Below are 16100 nucleotides of genomic sequence, written 5' to 3'. Positions count from 1 at the left end.
GTCTGGATGCTGGCGAAATGAACGCGCAGCCTACCCCTTCGACGACGTTGGGGAAAGTATCGAAATGTGTCTCGACGTGAACAATTGGGCCAATGACAATGAGTGTTGCTGCCGGTCAACAGCTTGAGCACAACTGTCATCTGTTCGTCATAATGCCCGCTTATAACTGTCACGCTCGCCCGCCAGCGCGGGCTCTGGAGTCCGCCGTGAGCTTTACCCCTGCCAGCCGCCTGTTCCCTGCCACTCGTCTGCGGCGTAACCGCCGTGATGATTTCTCGCGCCGTCTGGTTCGCGAAAACCGGCTGAGCGTGGACGACCTGATCCTGCCGGTGTTTGTGCTCGACGGTGAGAATCGCCGTGAGGCGGTGGCTTCGATGCCGGGCGTGGAGCGCTTGACCATCGACCTGTTGCTGGAAGAGGCGGCGCATTGGGTCGAGCTGGGGATTCCGGCCCTGGCGCTGTTCCCGGTGACGCCGGCCGGGCTCAAGTCCCTGGATGCGGCCGAGGCCTGGAACCCTGAAGGGATTGCCCAGCGTGCCACCCGCGCCTTGCGCGAGCGCTTCCCGGCGCTGGGCGTCATCACCGATGTGGCCCTGGACCCGTTCACCACCCATGGCCAGGACGGCATTCTCGACGAGCAGGGTTATGTACAGAACGACATCACTGTCGATGCCCTGGTGCGTCAGGCCCTGTCCCACGCCGAGGCCGGCGCCCAGGTGGTGGCGCCGTCGGACATGATGGACGGGCGGGTCCAGGCGATCCGCGAAGCCCTGGAACTGGCGGGACACGTCAACGTGCGGATCATGGCCTACTCGGCCAAGTACGCCAGCGCCTATTACGGCCCCTTCCGCGATGCGGTGGGTTCGGCGCTGAACCTGGGCAAGGCCGACAAGGCCTCGTACCAGATGGACCCGGCCAATGGTGACGAAGCCCTGCATGAAGTGGCGGCGGACCTGGCGGAAGGGGCGGACATGGTCATGGTCAAGCCGGGCATGCCGTACCTGGATATCCTTTTTCGGGTCAAGGATGAATTCAAGGTGCCGACCTTTGTCTATCAGGTCAGCGGCGAATACGCCATGCACATGGCGGCGATCCAGAATGGCTGGTTGGGTGAAGGGGTTATTCTTGAATCCCTGACCGCTTTTAAACGTGCAGGTGCTGATGGCATCCTGACTTACTTTGCCGTTCGTGCTGCTCAATTGTTACGAGAGCAAAAATAGCCCTCCCAGGAACACGCGATGAATACTGAAGGACTCTCAGAAGTTGCCGTAAAAGACGCTCAGCCGGTGGTCGAGCCAGTGGTTGAAACCTCGCCGGAGCTCGAGCCCGTGCCCGTAGTGGCCGAGGTGCAACCGACGCCGGCCATTGTCATCCCCAACCTGGATGACAGCAGCCTGTACATTCACCGCGAACTCTCGCAACTGCAGTTCAATATCCGCGTGCTGGAACAGGCGCTGGACGAATCCTACCCGCTGCTGGAGCGCCTGAAGTTCCTGCTGATCTTCTCCAGCAACCTGGACGAGTTCTTCGAGATCCGTGTCGCGGGCCTGAAGAAGCAGATCACCTTTGCCCGGGAACAGGCCGGTGCCGACGGCCTGCAACCGCACCAGGCCCTGGCCCGCATCAGCGAGCTGGTGCATGGTCATGTCGATCGCCAGTACGCGATCCTCAACGACATTCTGCTGCCGGAACTGGAGAAGCATCAGATTCGCTTCATCCGTCGCCGTCACTGGACCACCAAGCTCAAGACCTGGGTCCGGCGCTTCTTCCGCGACGAGATCGCGCCAATCATCACCCCCATCGGCCTCGACCCGACGCACCCGTTCCCGCTGCTGGTGAACAAGAGCCTGAACTTCATCGTCGAGCTGGAAGGCATCGATGCCTTCGGTCGCGATTCGGGCCTTGCGATCATCCCGGCTCCGCGTCTGTTGCCGCGCATCATCAAGGTGCCGGAAGAGGTCGGCGGCCCTGGCGACAACTATGTGTTCCTTTCGTCGATGATCCACGCCCACGCCGACGACCTGTTTCAGGGCATGAAGGTCAAAGGCTGCTATCAATTCCGCCTGACCCGTAACGCCGACCTGGCGGTGGACACCGAGGACGTCGAAGACCTGGCCCGCGCCCTGCGCGGCGAGTTGTTCTCCCGTCGCTACGGTGACGCGGTGCGTCTGGAAGTGGCCGACACCTGTCCGAAACATCTGTCGGACTACCTGCTCAAGCAGTTCAACCTGCACGAGACCGAGCTCTATCAGGTCAACGGTCCGGTGAACCTGACGCGACTGTTCAGCATCACCGGCCTGGACAGTCATCCGGAGCTGCAATACACCCCGTTCACCCCGCAGATCCCCAAGCTGCTGCAGAACAGCGAGAACATCTTCAGCGTCATCAGCAAGCAGGACATCCTGCTGCTGCACCCGTTCGAGTCCTTCACCCCGGTGGTCGACCTGCTGCGCCAGGCCGCCAAGGACCCGCATGTGCTGGCGGTGCGCCAGACCCTGTACCGCAGCGGCGCCAACTCGGAGATCGTCGACGCCCTGGTGGACGCGGCGCGCAACGGCAAGGAAGTCACCGCGGTGATCGAACTGCGTGCGCGGTTTGACGAAGAGTCCAACCTGCAGATGGCCAGCCGCCTGCAAGCGGCCGGCGCGGTAGTGATCTATGGCGTGGTGGGCTTCAAGACCCACGCCAAGATGATGCTGATCCTGCGTCGCGAAGCCGGCGAGATCGTGCGTTATGCCCACCTGGGCACCGGCAACTACCACGCGGCCAACGCCCGTCTGTACACCGACTACAGCCTGCTGACCTCCGACGACGCCTTGTGCGAAGACGTCGGCAAACTGTTCAGCCAGCTGATCGGCATGGGCAAGACCCTGCGCATGAAGAAGCTGTTGCATGCGCCGTTCACCCTGAAGAAGGGCATGCTCGACATGATCGCCCGGGAGACCCAGTTCGCCCTGGACGGCAAGCCGGCGCACATCATCGCCAAGTTCAACTCGCTGACCGATCCGAAAATCATCCGCGCGCTGTACAAGGCCAGCCAGTCCGGCGTGCGCATCGATCTGGTGGTGCGCGGCATGTGCTGCCTGCGTCCGGGGATTGCCGGGGTGTCGCACAACATCCATGTGCGCTCCATCATCGGTCGCTTCCTGGAACACACTCGGGTGTTCTACTTCCTCAACGGCGGCGAGGAGCAGATGTTCCTTTCCAGTGCCGACTGGATGGAGCGCAACCTCGACAAGCGGGTCGAGACTTGCTTCCCGGTGGAAGGCAAGAAGCTGATCCTGCGGGTCAAGAAAGAGCTGGAGAGTTATCTCACCGACAACACCCACAGCTGGAGCCTGCAGTCCGACGGCCGTTACATCCGCAACACGCCGACCGGCAATCAGAACCCGCGCAGCGCCCAGGCGACTTTGCTGGAGCGTCTTGGCAGCCCGGTGTTGCCAGTGCGCTAAGCGCCACAGGCGCCGTAGACAAAAAGGCCAGCCCGTTTACCGGGCTGGCCTTTTTTATTGGCTTGCGTTGGGTGTTTGGTAGGAGCTGGCTTGCCAGCGAAAGCCCCGGCAAGAGCGATTCAGGGCTTGGGGCCTGTTCGCTGGCAAGCCGGCTCCTAAGGTCGGCTTGTTCAGGTCTCAGCGAACGTTGAGCACGATGCCGACCCGGGTCAGCCATTCGGCTTCCAGGGCGAAGTCGGCCTGGGTCAGCTGGTTTTCATCCAGCCAGTTTTCCGGGAACTCCACATCCAGATGGTCGCCTTCGGCGCTCAGGCTCACCTGAGGCATCTGCTGGGTGCCACGGATGTGATGGAACAGGATGGCGAAGCGCAGCAGCACGCACAGGCGGATCAGCTTGATGCCGTCATCGCCGAACTCGGCGAATTTTTCCTTGGGAATGTTGCGGCGGTGGCCGCGCACCAGCAGCGCCAGCATCTGCTGGTCTTCCCGGGAGAAGCCGGCCAGGTCCGAGTGCTCGATCAGGTAGGCGCCATGCTTGTGGTAGTGGTAGTGAGCGATATCCAGTCCCACTTCGTGGACCTTGGCGGCCCAGCCCAGCAGCTCGCGCCAGACACCGTCCTCCAGGTCCCAGTCCGCCGCCACCTGGTCGAAGGCGCGCAGGGCCTTGCCTTCGACTCGCGAGGCCTGCTCCAGGTCCACGTGGTAGCGCTCCATCAGCGAGCTGAGGGTACGTTCACGGACGTCTTCGTGATGATGGCGGCCCAGCAGGTCGTAGAGCACGCCTTCACGCAGGGCGCCTTCGCAGTGGTCCATGCGCTGCAGTTCCAGGGCGTCGAAGATGGCTTCGAGAATCGCCAGGCCCGCCGGGAAGATCGCCCGCCGATCGGGCTTGATGCCTTCGAAGTCGATTTTCTCGGCATCCCCCAGCTTGAACAGCTTGCGCTTGAGCCAGGCCAGCCCCTCGGCGTTGACCTCGCCACTGCCCTGGCCGCCGGCCTTGAGGGCCAGGCCGATGGCGCGGATGGTTCCGGAAGAGCCGATGGCTTCGTCCCAGGTCAGGCGATGCAGGGCATGTTCGATGCTCATGATCTCCAGCCGCGCGGCGGTGTAGGCCTGGGCGTAGCGGGCCGGGGTGATCTTGCCATCGCGGAAATAGCGCTGGGTGAAGCTGACGCAGCCCATCTGCAGGCTTTCCCGCAGCAGGGGTTCGAAGCGCTGGCCAATGATGAATTCGGTACTGCCGCCACCGATGTCGGCAACCAGGCGCTTGCCCGGGGTATCGGCGAGGGTGTGGGACACCCCGAGGTAGATCAGTCGGGCCTCTTCACGGCCGGAGATGACCTCCACCGGGTGGCCGAGGATCTCCTCGGCGCGGCGAATGAACTCGCCACGGTTGCGGGCTTCACGCAGGGCGTTGGTGCCGACGATGCGTACGGTGCCCGGTGGCATGCCGTTGATCAGTTGGGCGAAGCGCTTGAGGCAGTCGAGCCCGCGCTGCATGGATTCTTCGTTGAGCTGGCGTTCTTCGTTGATTCCGGCGGCCAGTTGAACCTTTTCACCGAGCCGCTCGAGAATGCGGATTTCACCGTTCCGGGCCTTGGCCACGACCATGTGAAAGCTGTTGGAGCCCAGATCGATCGCGGCGATCAGGGACAGATTCTTGGCTTGGGATTGGGGCATGGTTGGGGGTCTCGGTCGATAACCTCGCCATCCTGCCACGATCAACGGCTCGCGCCAACGCGCAGTGTCCAATGCGTTGATTCAACGCATAAAACCCTCGGCAGGCTGTGCTGTCGCTGTGCGCCGGCCAGCCGGCTCCTACGACACGGGAGCCTCAAGCCTGCTCGGTGCTGCCAATGAAGTTCGCCAGCTCGGCGGTCTGCGGATGAGCGAACAGCTGCTTGGGATCTCCCACTTCATGCACCTTGCCCTGGTGCATGAACACCAGCTTGTCGCCCACTTCCCGGGCAAAGCGCATCTCATGGGTGACCATGATCAGGGTCATGCCGTCCCGGGCCAGTTGGCGCACCACGCTGAGCACTTCATTGACCAGTTCCGGGTCCAGGGCCGAGGTGATCTCATCGCACAACAGCACCTTGGGCGACATCGCCAGGGCTCGGGCAATGGCGACCCGCTGCTGCTGGCCGCCGGACAGTCGATCCGGAAACGCATCGAACTTCTCCGCCAGGCCAACCCGGGCCAGCATCTGCCGCGCCAGCTCGGCAGCCCGGGCCTTGGGCACCTTCTGCACCACTTGCGGGGCCAGCATCACGTTCTCGCCCACGGTCAGGTGAGGGAACAGGTTGAACTGCTGGAACACCATGCCGACCTTCTGTCGCAGGCTGCGCAGATCGGCGCGGGCGGCGTCCAGGTACTCGCCGTCAACCTCGATCACCCCGTCGTTGATCGACTCCAGGCCGTTGAGGGTGCGCAGCAGGGTGCTCTTGCCCGAGCCACTGCGACCGATGATTGCCACTACCTGGCCCTCCTCGATGCTCAGGTCGATGCCTTTGAGCACATGGTGCTCGCCGTAATATTTATGCAGGGCGGAGATTCTAAGCAGAGGCATGCAGTTTCCTTTCCAGGTAGCGCGCGCTGAGGGACAGGGGGTAGCAGAGCAGGAAGTAACCGAGGGCCACCAGGCCGTAGACCATGAAGGGCTCGAAGGTGGCATTGGCCAGCATGCCGCCGGTCTTGGTCAGTTCGGTGAAACCGATGATCGAGGTCACCGCGGTGCCTTTGACCACTTGCACCGAGAAACCCACGGTGGGCGCCACGGCGATACGCAGCGCTTGCGGCAGGATCACGTAGCGCAGTTGCTCATAGGGATTGAGCGCCAGGCTCGACGAGGCTTCCCACTGCCCGTGGGGGATCGACTCGACGCAACCGCGCCAGATCTCTGCCAGGTAGGCGCTGGTGAACAGGGTCAGGGCGATAGCGGCCGCCAGCCAGGGCGAGATATCCACACCCAGCAAGGCAATACCGAAGAACACCAGGAACAACTGCATCAACAGCGGTGTGCCCTGGAACAGCTCTATATAGGTGCGGGCGAAGGCGCGGGCAAAGGTCTTGTCGGAGATCCTCAGGGTCATGACCAGCAGGCCGATCAGGCCGCCGCCAACAAAGGCCACCAGGGACAGCAACAGGGTCCACTGCAGGCCGCTGAGCAGGTTGCGCAGGATGTCCCAGAAGGTGAAGTCGCTCATCGGCCGTTCCTCAGGATGTAGCGTTGGCCGAACCAGTTCAGTAGTTGGCGGATCAGCAGGGCCATGCACAGGTAGATCAGGGTGGTCAGGGCGTAGGTTTCAAAAGCGCGGAAGTTGCGCGACTGGATGAAGTTGGCGGCGAAGCTCAGCTCTTCGGTGGCGATCTGCGAGCACACCGCCGAGCCCAGCATGACGATGATGATCTGGCTGCACAGGGCCGGCCAGACCTTGCCCAGGGCCGGCAGCAGCACCACGTGCCGAAAGGCTTCGAAGCGGCTCATGGCCAGGGCTGCGGCGGCTTCCAGCTGGCCCTTGGGAATGGCCTGGATGCCGGCGCGGATGATTTCCGTGGAGTAGGCGCCGAGGTTGATCACCATCGCCAGCACCGCCGCCTGCCACTCGGAGATCTGCAGGCCCAGGGATGGCAGGCCGAAGAAGATGAAAAACAACTGCACCAGGAACGGCGTGTTGCGGATCAGCTCGACGTAGACGCCGAAGATCGCCGCCAGGGGCTGGATCTTCCAGGCCCGCACCAGAGCCCCGGCTATCCCCAGGCTGACCCCCAGCAGGGTGCCTATGGCGGTCAACTCCAGGGTGAACAGGGCGCCGCGTAGCAGCAGGCCGGTATTTTCCAGCACCGGCAGGAAGTCGAACTGATAAGCCATGCTCAAGCTCCGGGGCGCCGATCAGAGGTCAGCCGGCAGCGGCTCTTTGAGCCACAACTGGGAGTTCTTCTCCAGGGCGCCGTCAGCCTTGGCGGCACTGAGGATCTGGTTGACCTTGTCCAGCAACTCCGGCTGGTTTTTGTTGACGCCGACGTAGACTGGGGAGTCCTTGAGCTTGATCTTCATCGCCGGGATGCGTTTCGGGTTGCGCTGGCTGATGGCGACCATCACCACGTTACCGCTGGCGATCAGGTCGACCTGGCCGGCGAGGTAGGCGGCGATGGTGGAGTTGTTGTCCTCGAAACGCTTGATGGTCGCGCCTTGTGGGGCCACGGCGCTCAGCTCGATGTCTTCGATGGCGCCTCGGGTGACGCTGATGGTCTTGCCCTTGAGGTCGTCAAGGCCGGCGATGGCCGCCTCGGGCGGGCCGAAGACTGCGAGGTAGAAGGGTGCGTATGCCTTGGAGAAGTCGATGACCTTTTCCCGTTCCGGGTTCTTGCCGAGGCTGGAGATCACCAGATCCACCTTGCCGGTGGTGAGGAACGGAATGCGGTTGGTGCTGTTGACCGGGGTCAGCTCCAGCTTGACCTTGAGCTGCTCGGCCAGCAGGCGCGCGGTGTCGATGTCCAGGCCCCGGGGCTGCATATCCGGGCCTACCGAGCCGAAGGGCGGGAAGTCCTGAGGCACGGCGACCTTGAGGGTGCCGCGGGCCACCACGTCGTCCAGGGCATTGGCCTGGGCTGGGGCCTGGGCCAGCAGCAGGCTGGCAAACAGGGCAGAGAGCAGGGCGCTACAGCGTTTGGTCATGGCGAATCTCCGCAAGTCGTGGGAAGTGGTTTCTGTGTGGCGACAGAGCACAGGCCATGCCAACACGCGGAAAAGGCCCTGGAAATATGGGTTTTATTGGCTTTGGTCGGTCTTACTGGTCTGAACAGTTGGGTGTTTTTTCGCACTCGGATCGGGCATGGGGTCGTACCCTCGAACCCCCTTGGGGCACGACTTGCCGGGTTCGGCGAATAGCTTTACAAGGGAGCTTTTCCTGCACTGGCCAGCCTCAAGCCCATGAATTCGATTACTCGTGCCGTACCCGAAGTGGCGCTGCAAGCCATTCGCCAGTTGATCAGCGAGCAGGGCTTCGGCCCCGGTGATGCGCTGCCTTCGCAGCGGGATCTGGCGCTGCAGTTGGGGGTCAGTCGGGCGTCGCTGCGTGAGGCGTTGTCATCCTTGAGCGCGCTGGGGGTGATCAGTGTGCAGCCGGGCAAGGGGGTGTTCGTCCAGGCTCCCGAGGCAGCGGCAGCCGGTGCCGGCTTGAGTTGGCCGTTCGCCGCTCAGGCTTCGCCTGTGGATATCTTTCAGTTGCGCTATGCCCTGGAGGGGTTTGCCGCGGGGTTGGCGGCAGTGACCCTGACCGCCGATGAGCTGGATGCCCTGGAAGACAATGTCGAGGCCATGCGTTGCCAATTGCGGGTCGGGGATTTCGAGTCGGCGGCGCGGCTGGATTTCGAGTTCCACCAGAAGATCCTCCTGGCCAGCGGCAACCAGGCGATGTTGAGCATCCTCAGCACCAGCGCCGAGATCTTCCTGGAAAGTCAGAAACTACCGTTCATCCGACCCGAGCGGGCCATGGAGACGTGGCAGGAGCACCGCAAGATCCTCCGCGCCCTGGCCCGGCACGCTTCGGGGGCGGCACAAAAGGCCATGCAGGAGCATGTGCGCAATGCCGCTCTGCGCACTGGAATCGCCTTTGTCACCCCCACATCTTCGTGAGCTGAGCTATACCCAAACTCATGGGGCACCATAGTTAGAGTCAATCATCTCCGGCTTCCTGAACGCGGGAAGGGCGGATATGATGGGCCACGTTTTTTTGCTTACAACCTGGAGAATTCCATGAGCAGCGATCTTATCAAACACGTCAGCGATGCCAGCTTCGAGGCCGACGTACTCAAAGCCGAAGGCGCTGTACTGGTCGACTACTGGGCTGAGTGGTGCGGCCCATGCAAAATGATCGCTCCGGTTCTGGACGAAATTGCTGAAACCTACAAAGGCAAACTGACCGTTGCCAAGCTGAACATCGACGAAAACTCGGAAACCCCGGCCAAGCATGGCGTGCGTGGTATTCCGACCCTGATGCTGTTCAAGAACGGCAACGTCGAAGCCACCAAGGTCGGCGCACTGTCCAAGTCGCAGTTGGCAGCGTTCCTCGACGCCAACATCTAAGCGTCGATTTTCAGTGCCCTGGAAAAGCCCCGCAAAACGCGGGGCTTTTTCGTAATTGAGGGCTAGACGCTCCGAAACTCAGGTGTTACATTCGGCCCCGCACTGGTTTCTCCAGTGCCCCCTGCAAGCCGTCGCCGACGCTCTCCTTTTCGAATAAGTACGCGATCCTGTCGCCTTCTCTGCGGCGCGGCCTCATTAAGCCAAAAGCTTAATTTCCCCCCTCTATAAATGATTACGTCATTCCTATATGAATCTGACTGAACTCAAGCAAAAGCCGATTACCGAACTGCTCGAATTGGCCGAACAGATGGGCATAGAAAATATGGCCCGTTCGCGCAAGCAGGACGTGATTTTCTCCCTGCTGAAAAAGCACGCGAAAAGCGGTGAGGAAATCTCCGGTGATGGCGTGCTGGAGATCCTCCAGGACGGCTTCGGCTTCCTCCGCTCCTCCGACGCCTCCTACCTGGCCGGCCCGGACGATATCTACGTCTCGCCAAGCCAGATCCGTCGCTTCAACTTGCGTACCGGTGACACCATCGTTGGCAAGATCCGCCCTCCGAAGGAAGGCGAGCGGTACTTCGCGCTGCTCAAGGTCGATACCATCAACTACGACCGTCCCGAGAACGCCAAGAACAAGATTCTGTTCGAAAACCTGACGCCGCTGTTCCCGACCGTGCGCATGAAGATGGAAGCCGGCAACGGTTCCACCGAAGACCTGACCGGTCGTGTCATCGACCTGTGCGCTCCGATCGGTAAAGGCCAGCGTGGTCTGATCGTTGCTCCGCCAAAGGCGGGCAAGACCATCATGCTGCAGAACATTGCTGCGAACATCACCCGCAACAACCCTGAAGTTCATCTGATCGTGCTGCTGATCGACGAGCGTCCGGAAGAAGTGACCGAGATGCAGCGCACTGTGCGCGGCGAAGTGGTTGCCTCCACCTTCGACGAGCCGCCAACCCGTCACGTGCAAGTGGCCGAGATGGTGATCGAGAAGGCCAAGCGCCTGGTCGAACACAAGAAGGACGTGGTGATCCTGCTGGACTCCATCACCCGTCTGGCCCGTGCCTACAACACCGTGATCCCGAGCTCCGGCAAGGTCCTGACTGGTGGTGTGGATGCCCACGCCCTGGAGAAACCGAAGCGTTTCTTCGGCGCCGCGCGGAACATCGAAGAAGGCGGCTCGTTGACCATCATCGCCACCGCGCTGGTTGAAACCGGCTCGAAGATGGACGAAGTGATCTACGAAGAGTTCAAGGGTACCGGCAACATGGAACTGCCCCTGGATCGCAAGATCGCTGAAAAGCGCGTCTTCCCGGCCATCAACATCAACCGTTCCGGCACCCGCCGCGAAGAGTTGCTGACGGCCGACGACGAGCTGCAGCGCATGTGGATCCTGCGCAAGCTCCTGCATCCCATGGATGAAGTCGCTGCCATTGAGTTCCTGGTCGACAAGCTGAAACAGACCAAGACCAACGATGAGTTCTTCCTGTCGATGAAACGCAAGTAAATCGATCAGGCCAGCAAGAGCCGGGGAAACCCGGCTTTTTGCTATCTGACATTCTCTATTCTGAACCTGTGGGTTCGGCGCTAAACTGCCTGCCCCGAATGCCACGGCGAAAACGAGGCTCACGCATGCAGTATCGCGACTTGCGCGACTTTATCAGCGGCCTGGAACAGCGCTCCGAACTCAAGCGCATCCAGGTTCCGGTGTCCCCAGTGCTGGAAATGACCGAGGTCTGCGATCGCACCTTGCGTGCCAAAGGCCCGGCCCTGTTGTTTGAAAACCCCACCGGTTATGACATCCCCGTGCTCGGCAACCTGTTCGGTACCCCCGAGCGTGTGGCCCTGGGTATGGGCGCCGAAGCCGTCAGCGAACTGCGCGAGATCGGCAAGCTGCTGGCGTTCCTCAAGGAGCCGGAGCCGCCCAAGGGCTTGAAGGATGCCTGGTCCAAGCTGCCGATCTTCCGCAAGATCATTTCCATGGCGCCCAAGGTGGTCAAGGATGCGGTCTGCCAGGAAGTGGTGATCGAAGGCGACGACGTCGACCTCGGCATGCTGCCGGTGCAGACCTGCTGGCCAGGCGACGTCGGTCCGCTGATCACTTGGGGCCTGACGGTGACCAAGGGGCCGAACAAGGACCGGCAAAACCTGGGCATCTATCGTCAGCAGGTAATCGGCCGCAACAAGGTGATCATGCGCTGGTTGAGCCATCGTGGTGGCGCTCTGGATTACCGCGAGTGGTGCGAGAAGCACCCGGGCCAGCCGTTCCCGGTGTCCGTGGCCCTGGGCGCGGACCCGGCAACTATCTTGGGCGCCGTGACCCCGGTGCCGGACAGCCTCTCCGAATACGCTTTCGCCGGCCTGCTGCGGGGCAACCGCACCGAACTGGTGAAGTGCCGTGGCAACGACCTGCAAGTCCCGGCCACCGCCGAAATCATCCTTGAAGGGGTGATCCATCCCGGCGAGATGGCCGACGAAGGCCCGTACGGCGACCACACTGGCTACTACAACGAAGTCGACAGCTTCCCGGTGTTCACCGTGGAGCGCATCACCCATCGCATCAAGCCGATCTATCACAGCACCTACACCGGCCGGCCGCCGGATGAGCCAGCGATTCTCGGCGTGGCGCTGAACGAAGTCTTCGTGCCGATCCTGCAGAAGCAGTTCCCGGAAATCACCGACTTCTACCTGCCGCCAGAAGGCTGCTCGTACCGCATGGCGGTGGTGACCATGAAGAAGCAGTACCCGGGCCACGCCAAGCGGGTAATGCTGGGGGTCTGGTCGTTTTTGCGACAGTTCATGTACACCAAGTTCGTTATCGTCACCGACGACGATATCAATGCCCGGGACTGGAACGATGTGATCTGGGCCATCACCACGCGCATGGACCCCAAGCGCGACACGGTGATGATCGACAACACCCCGATCGACTACCTCGACTTCGCCTCGCCGGTGTCCGGCCTGGGCTCGAAGATGGGGCTCGATGCCACCCACAAGTGGCCCGGAGAAACCACCCGAGAGTGGGGCCGGGTCATCGTCAAGGATGAGGCGGTCACCCGCCGGATCGATGCCATCTGGAATCAGTTAGGAATAGATTGATGCGTGTAACCTTGCAGCCCTCCGGAGCGGTGCTTGAGACGCTGCCCGGCGAGCGGATTCTCGATGCGGCGCGGCGCTTGGGCTATGAATGCCCGCAGAGCTGCCGCAATGGCAACTGTCACGTGTGCGCGGCCCTGCTGGTGGAGGGCAGTGTGCAGCAAGCCGGCGATGTGCGTGATCATGGTGAGTTCTACACTTGCATTGCAGAGCCGCTGGAAGACTGCATTGTGCTGTGGGATGGTGTCCTTGCGCTGGGAGAGTTGCCGGTGCGCAGCTTGTCGTGTCAGCTCACTGAGTGCCTTGAGGTCGGCGGCGATGTCTGGCGGGTCAGGCTGCGAGCGCCGGCCGGCAAGCCACCCCGCTATCATGCGGGCCAGTACCTGATGCTGGAGCGGGATAACGGCGAGAAGTCGGCCTTCTCCCTGGCTTCAGCACCCCATTGCGGGCGTGATCTGGAGCTGCATGTGCTGGTGCGCGAAAACAGTGCGCAGAGCTTGATGGAGCAGTTGCAGCGCAACCGCATGGCTCGGGTCGAATTGCCTTTTGGCGACACTCACCTGGCCGAGTTGCCGCAGGGCCCGCTGGTGCTGATCGCTGCCGGTACCGGTATGGCGCAGATGCACAGCCTGATCGAGCACTGCCGGGCCAAAGGCTTCAAGTATCCGGTGCACCTGTATTGGGGCGTACGCCGGCCGGAAGATTTCTATCAGTTGGAACACTGGGATGAGTGGCAGCAACTGCCTAATCTCTATCTGCACAAGGTGGTCAGCGACCTGTGTGGTTGGGAGGGGCGCTGCGGCATGTTGCATGAGGCGGTTTGCGAGGACATCACCGACCTGTCGTCGGTGCATGTCTACGCCAGCGGCTCGCCAGCCATGATCTACGCCACCCTGGACGCTCTGGTGAATGCCGGGATGGATGCCCATCAGATGCGTGCGGACGTGTTCGCCTACGCCCCGCGGCCCTGATTGCATCGGGTCCGTGCCCTTCGTTATAACTCTGTATATAGCCCATCGGTATTTATCTAATTAAATAAATGCCGGTAGGTTATATATAAGCCTTCAACTTGAGTGCTGCTCTAGTGGCACTTAACTTGCCTTGAAACTTATGTGTCTTGTAGTTACTGCCAAGCGTTCTATTAAGTAACTTCTTTTACGCGGGGAGCCGAACGCTATTCGCCATGACAGCCCTTGAATCCAGTTATCTGAATCTGGCTTACCCTCCGCGGCTCGATCTGGGGCCGCAGCTGACCCACGAACAACTTCTCAGCTCCATGCAGTCCACCATGGCCCGGCACAAGGGCGGCCCTGTCTGGCTGTTCGCCTACGGTTCATTGATCTGGCGCCCGGAGTGTTCGGCGGTCGAGCGCATGCGTGGCCGGGTGCATGGTTATCATCGCGGTCTGTACCTGTGGTCCCACGAGCATCGCGGCACGCCTGAACTGCCGGGGCTGGTGTTTGGCCTGGATCGTGGCGGCTCCTGCAGCGGCTTCGCCTACCGGCTGCCGGAGGAGCATCTGGATGCCTCGTTGTATGCCCTGTGGCAGCGTGAAATGCCTTATCCCTCTTACCGTCCGCACTGGCTCAACTGCCGTCTCGAGGATGGCAGTCAGGTCCAGGCCTTGGGTTTTGTGCTGGAGCGGCACCTGCCCAGCTATGCCGGCAATCTGCCGGATCATGTACTGAGCCAGGTGTTCGAAAGCGCTTGCGGGCGTTATGGCACCACCCGCGATTATGTTGAACAGACCATTCAAGCCCTGCGCAGCCACGCCATGCCGGATCGCAACCTGGAGGCACGGCTCAAGCGCTGCAAGGGTGCTGTGGCCTATTGACGGAAGCCGGCCTCAGCGGACCTGCACCACCACTTTGCCCACTGCCTTGCGCTGCCCCAGATCATCGATGGCCCGGGCGGCTGCCGTCAGAGGATAGACCTGGGACACCAGCGGCTTGAGCTTGCCTTCGGCGAACCAGCCGAACAGCTGCTGGAAGTTCGCCGCGTTGTCCTGAGGCTGGCGCTGAGCGAAGGAGCCCCAGAACACGCCCACCACCGCCGCGCCCTTGAGCAGCGCCAGGTTCACCGGCAATTCGGGAATGCGTCCGCTGGCAAAGCCCACCACCAGCAAGCGACCGTTCCAGGCGATGGAGCGCACCGCCTGATCGAACAGGTCGCCGCCCACCGGGTCGTAGATCACGTCGGCACCGTTGCCATCGGTCAGGCGCTTGATCTCGTCCTTCAGGTTGCTTTCGCTGTAGTTGATCAGCTCATCGGCACCGGCGGCCTTGGCCACGGCGAGCTTTTCTGCGCTGCTGGCGGCGGCGATCACCCGGGCGCCCATGGCCTTGCCGATTTCCACCGCCGCCAGCCCGACCCCGCCCGAGGCACCGAGCACCAGCAGGGTCTCACCCGGCTGCAGGTTGCCCCGTTGCTTGAGGGCGTGCATCGAGGTGCCGTAGGTCATGCTGAAGGCGGCAGCGGTGTTGAAGTCCATGGCGGCGGGAATCGGCAATACGTTGTAGCCCGGCACCGCCACCTGTTCGGCAAAACTGCCCCAGCCGGTCAGGGCCATGACCCGATCGCCGACCTTGAGATGGCTGACTTTCTCGCCCACTGCGCTGATGACACCGGCCGCTTCACCGCCCGGGGAGAAGGGGAAGGGTGGCTTGAACTGGTATTTGCCCTCGATGATCAGGGTGTCCGGAAAATTCACCCCTGCGGCATGCACGTCCAGCAGGACCTCGTTCTTCTTCGGCACGGGACTTGCGACCTCTTCCAGCACCAGCGTTTCGGCGGGGCCGAAGGCTTTGCACAGCACGGCTTTCATCAGGGCTATTCCTTTGGGAGTGGTGGCCGATAAGTGTAGGAGTGTGAATCAGGCGGTCAACGAGCATGCCCGGCCCTGATGGTCAGCCATAAGCTTGTGCTTGGGCTCAGGCGGGCGGGCCTTTATGCTAGGCCGCAAACCGGATTAAGGAGCGAATTGTGAAAGCGTGGATCATGTTGCTGCTGGCCCTCTCCCTGCCGATGGCAGCCGGGGCTGAAGAGGCTAAAGAAGGCGAAGCACCGAAAGTCAGTTACATCAGCCTGAGCCCGCCCTTTGTCGGTAACTACGGCCTGGATGGCGGCCCCAAGCTCAAGGTCTACAAGGCTGACGTGGCCCTGCGGGTGACCGGCGACGCTTCGGCCCAGGCGGTCAAGGCCAATGAGCCGCTGATCCGCAACCAGTTGGTGGCGCTGTTTGCCCAGCAGACCGTCGACACCATGAACAACGTCGAGGCCAAGGAAAAGCTGCGCCAGGAAGCCCTCAAGCAGGTGCAGCAAGTCATGAATGACGAAACCGGCAAGCCGGTGGTGGAAGACCTGTTGTTCAACAACCTGATCATCCAGTAACGCTCAGCTGTTGGAGCTGGCTGGCCAGCGAAGGCGTCCGAGAGGGCGACGTGGGGCTTGAGGGCCCTTTCGCC

15 protein-coding genes are annotated in these 16100 nt (G+C 61.9%); 9 read left to right on the top strand and 6 right to left on the bottom strand.

The features are described 5' to 3' along the window. Positions 1–206: 206 nt before the first annotated feature. Both hemB and ppk1 read left to right on the top strand, forming a co-directional pair. Positions 207–1220, top strand: coding sequence for a porphobilinogen synthase (gene hemB / locus ACMGF8_RS03670; RefSeq protein WP_060841658.1), 1014 nt, complete (start codon positions 207–209; stop codon positions 1218–1220). An 18-nt stretch (positions 1221–1238) separates the two neighbouring features. Then, positions 1239–3452, top strand: coding sequence for a polyphosphate kinase 1 (gene ppk1, locus ACMGF8_RS03665; protein ID WP_102862203.1), 2214 nt, complete (start codon positions 1239–1241; stop codon positions 3450–3452). A gap of 177 nt (positions 3453–3629) precedes the next feature. On the opposite strand, the gene ppx is transcribed toward ppk1, so the two are convergent. From ppx to ACMGF8_RS03640, 5 genes are all read right to left on the bottom strand, one after another. After that, positions 3630–5132, bottom strand: a complete 1503-nt coding sequence (ppx, locus tag ACMGF8_RS03660) for an exopolyphosphatase (protein WP_102881245.1) — start codon at positions 5130–5132, stop codon at positions 3630–3632. 154 nt (positions 5133–5286) lie between these two features. Then, positions 5287–6021: an amino acid ABC transporter ATP-binding protein gene (locus ACMGF8_RS03655; RefSeq protein WP_102862201.1), complete on the bottom strand. Its 735-nt coding sequence runs from the start codon at positions 6019–6021 to the stop codon at positions 5287–5289. After that, positions 6008–6658 carry an amino acid ABC transporter permease gene (locus tag ACMGF8_RS03650; protein WP_102881244.1) on the bottom strand — a complete coding sequence of 217 codons (651 nt, stop codon included), beginning with the start codon at positions 6656–6658 and terminating at the stop codon, positions 6008–6010. The genes ACMGF8_RS03655 and ACMGF8_RS03650 overlap by 14 nt, the downstream gene beginning before the upstream one ends. Then, positions 6655–7323 (bottom strand): amino acid ABC transporter permease, encoded by a 669-nt coding sequence (locus tag ACMGF8_RS03645; RefSeq protein WP_213665230.1) that lies wholly within the window; start codon positions 7321–7323, stop codon positions 6655–6657. Before ACMGF8_RS03645 ends, ACMGF8_RS03650 begins: the two co-directional genes overlap by 4 nt. A gap of 21 nt (positions 7324–7344) precedes the next feature. Further along, a complete protein-coding gene (locus tag ACMGF8_RS03640; protein WP_102862198.1) occupies positions 7345–8130 on the bottom strand; it encodes a transporter substrate-binding domain-containing protein in 786 nt (261 codons plus the stop codon). 255 nt (positions 8131–8385) lie between these two features. Between ACMGF8_RS03640 and ACMGF8_RS03635 the strand changes: the two genes are divergently transcribed. From ACMGF8_RS03635 to ACMGF8_RS03610, 6 genes are all read left to right on the top strand, one after another. Further along, on the top strand, positions 8386–9090 hold the full coding sequence (locus ACMGF8_RS03635; RefSeq protein ID WP_416758715.1) for a FadR/GntR family transcriptional regulator: 705 nt from the start codon (positions 8386–8388) through the stop codon (positions 9088–9090). A 120-nt stretch (positions 9091–9210) separates the two neighbouring features. Beyond that, on the top strand, positions 9211–9540 hold the full coding sequence (gene trxA, locus ACMGF8_RS03630) for a thioredoxin TrxA (protein ID WP_016967174.1): 330 nt from the start codon (positions 9211–9213) through the stop codon (positions 9538–9540). A gap of 247 nt (positions 9541–9787) precedes the next feature. Then, positions 9788–11047, top strand: coding sequence for a transcription termination factor Rho (gene rho, locus ACMGF8_RS03625; RefSeq protein ID WP_017125454.1), 1260 nt, complete (start codon positions 9788–9790; stop codon positions 11045–11047). 125 nt (positions 11048–11172) lie between these two features. After that, positions 11173–12639 carry a 4-hydroxy-3-polyprenylbenzoate decarboxylase gene (gene ubiD, locus ACMGF8_RS03620; protein WP_011064155.1) on the top strand — a complete coding sequence of 489 codons (1467 nt, stop codon included), beginning with the start codon at positions 11173–11175 and terminating at the stop codon, positions 12637–12639. Continuing rightward, positions 12639–13607, top strand: coding sequence for a CDP-6-deoxy-delta-3,4-glucoseen reductase (locus ACMGF8_RS03615; protein WP_102862196.1), 969 nt, complete (start codon positions 12639–12641; stop codon positions 13605–13607). The genes ubiD and ACMGF8_RS03615 overlap by 1 nt, the downstream gene beginning before the upstream one ends. 212 nt (positions 13608–13819) lie before the next feature. Next, complete coding sequence (locus ACMGF8_RS03610; RefSeq protein ID WP_102862195.1) at positions 13820–14470, top strand: gamma-glutamylcyclotransferase; 651 nt, start codon at positions 13820–13822, stop codon at positions 14468–14470. 12 nt (positions 14471–14482) lie between these two features. Here ACMGF8_RS03610 and ACMGF8_RS03605 read toward each other — a convergent pair whose 3' ends face one another. Continuing rightward, the gene (locus ACMGF8_RS03605; RefSeq protein ID WP_102862194.1) at positions 14483–15460 is read right to left on the bottom strand and encodes an NADPH:quinone oxidoreductase family protein; all 978 of its coding nucleotides are present in this window, start codon (positions 15458–15460) and stop codon (positions 14483–14485) included. 158 nt (positions 15461–15618) lie between these two features. On the opposite strand from ACMGF8_RS03605, the gene ACMGF8_RS03600 reads away from it, so the two are divergent. Continuing rightward, complete coding sequence (locus tag ACMGF8_RS03600; RefSeq protein ID WP_102862193.1) at positions 15619–16026, top strand: flagellar basal body-associated protein FliL; 408 nt, start codon at positions 15619–15621, stop codon at positions 16024–16026. Positions 16027–16100: the final 74 nt, after the last annotated feature.

This window comes from Pseudomonas sp. BNK-7, from assembly GCF_048072025.1.
In the GTDB taxonomy this organism is placed as follows: Bacteria; Pseudomonadota; Gammaproteobacteria; order Pseudomonadales; family Pseudomonadaceae; genus Aquipseudomonas; species Aquipseudomonas danubii.
Note: the sequence above shows the minus strand (reverse complement) of the source record. Positions and strands in the feature narration are given on the sequence as shown.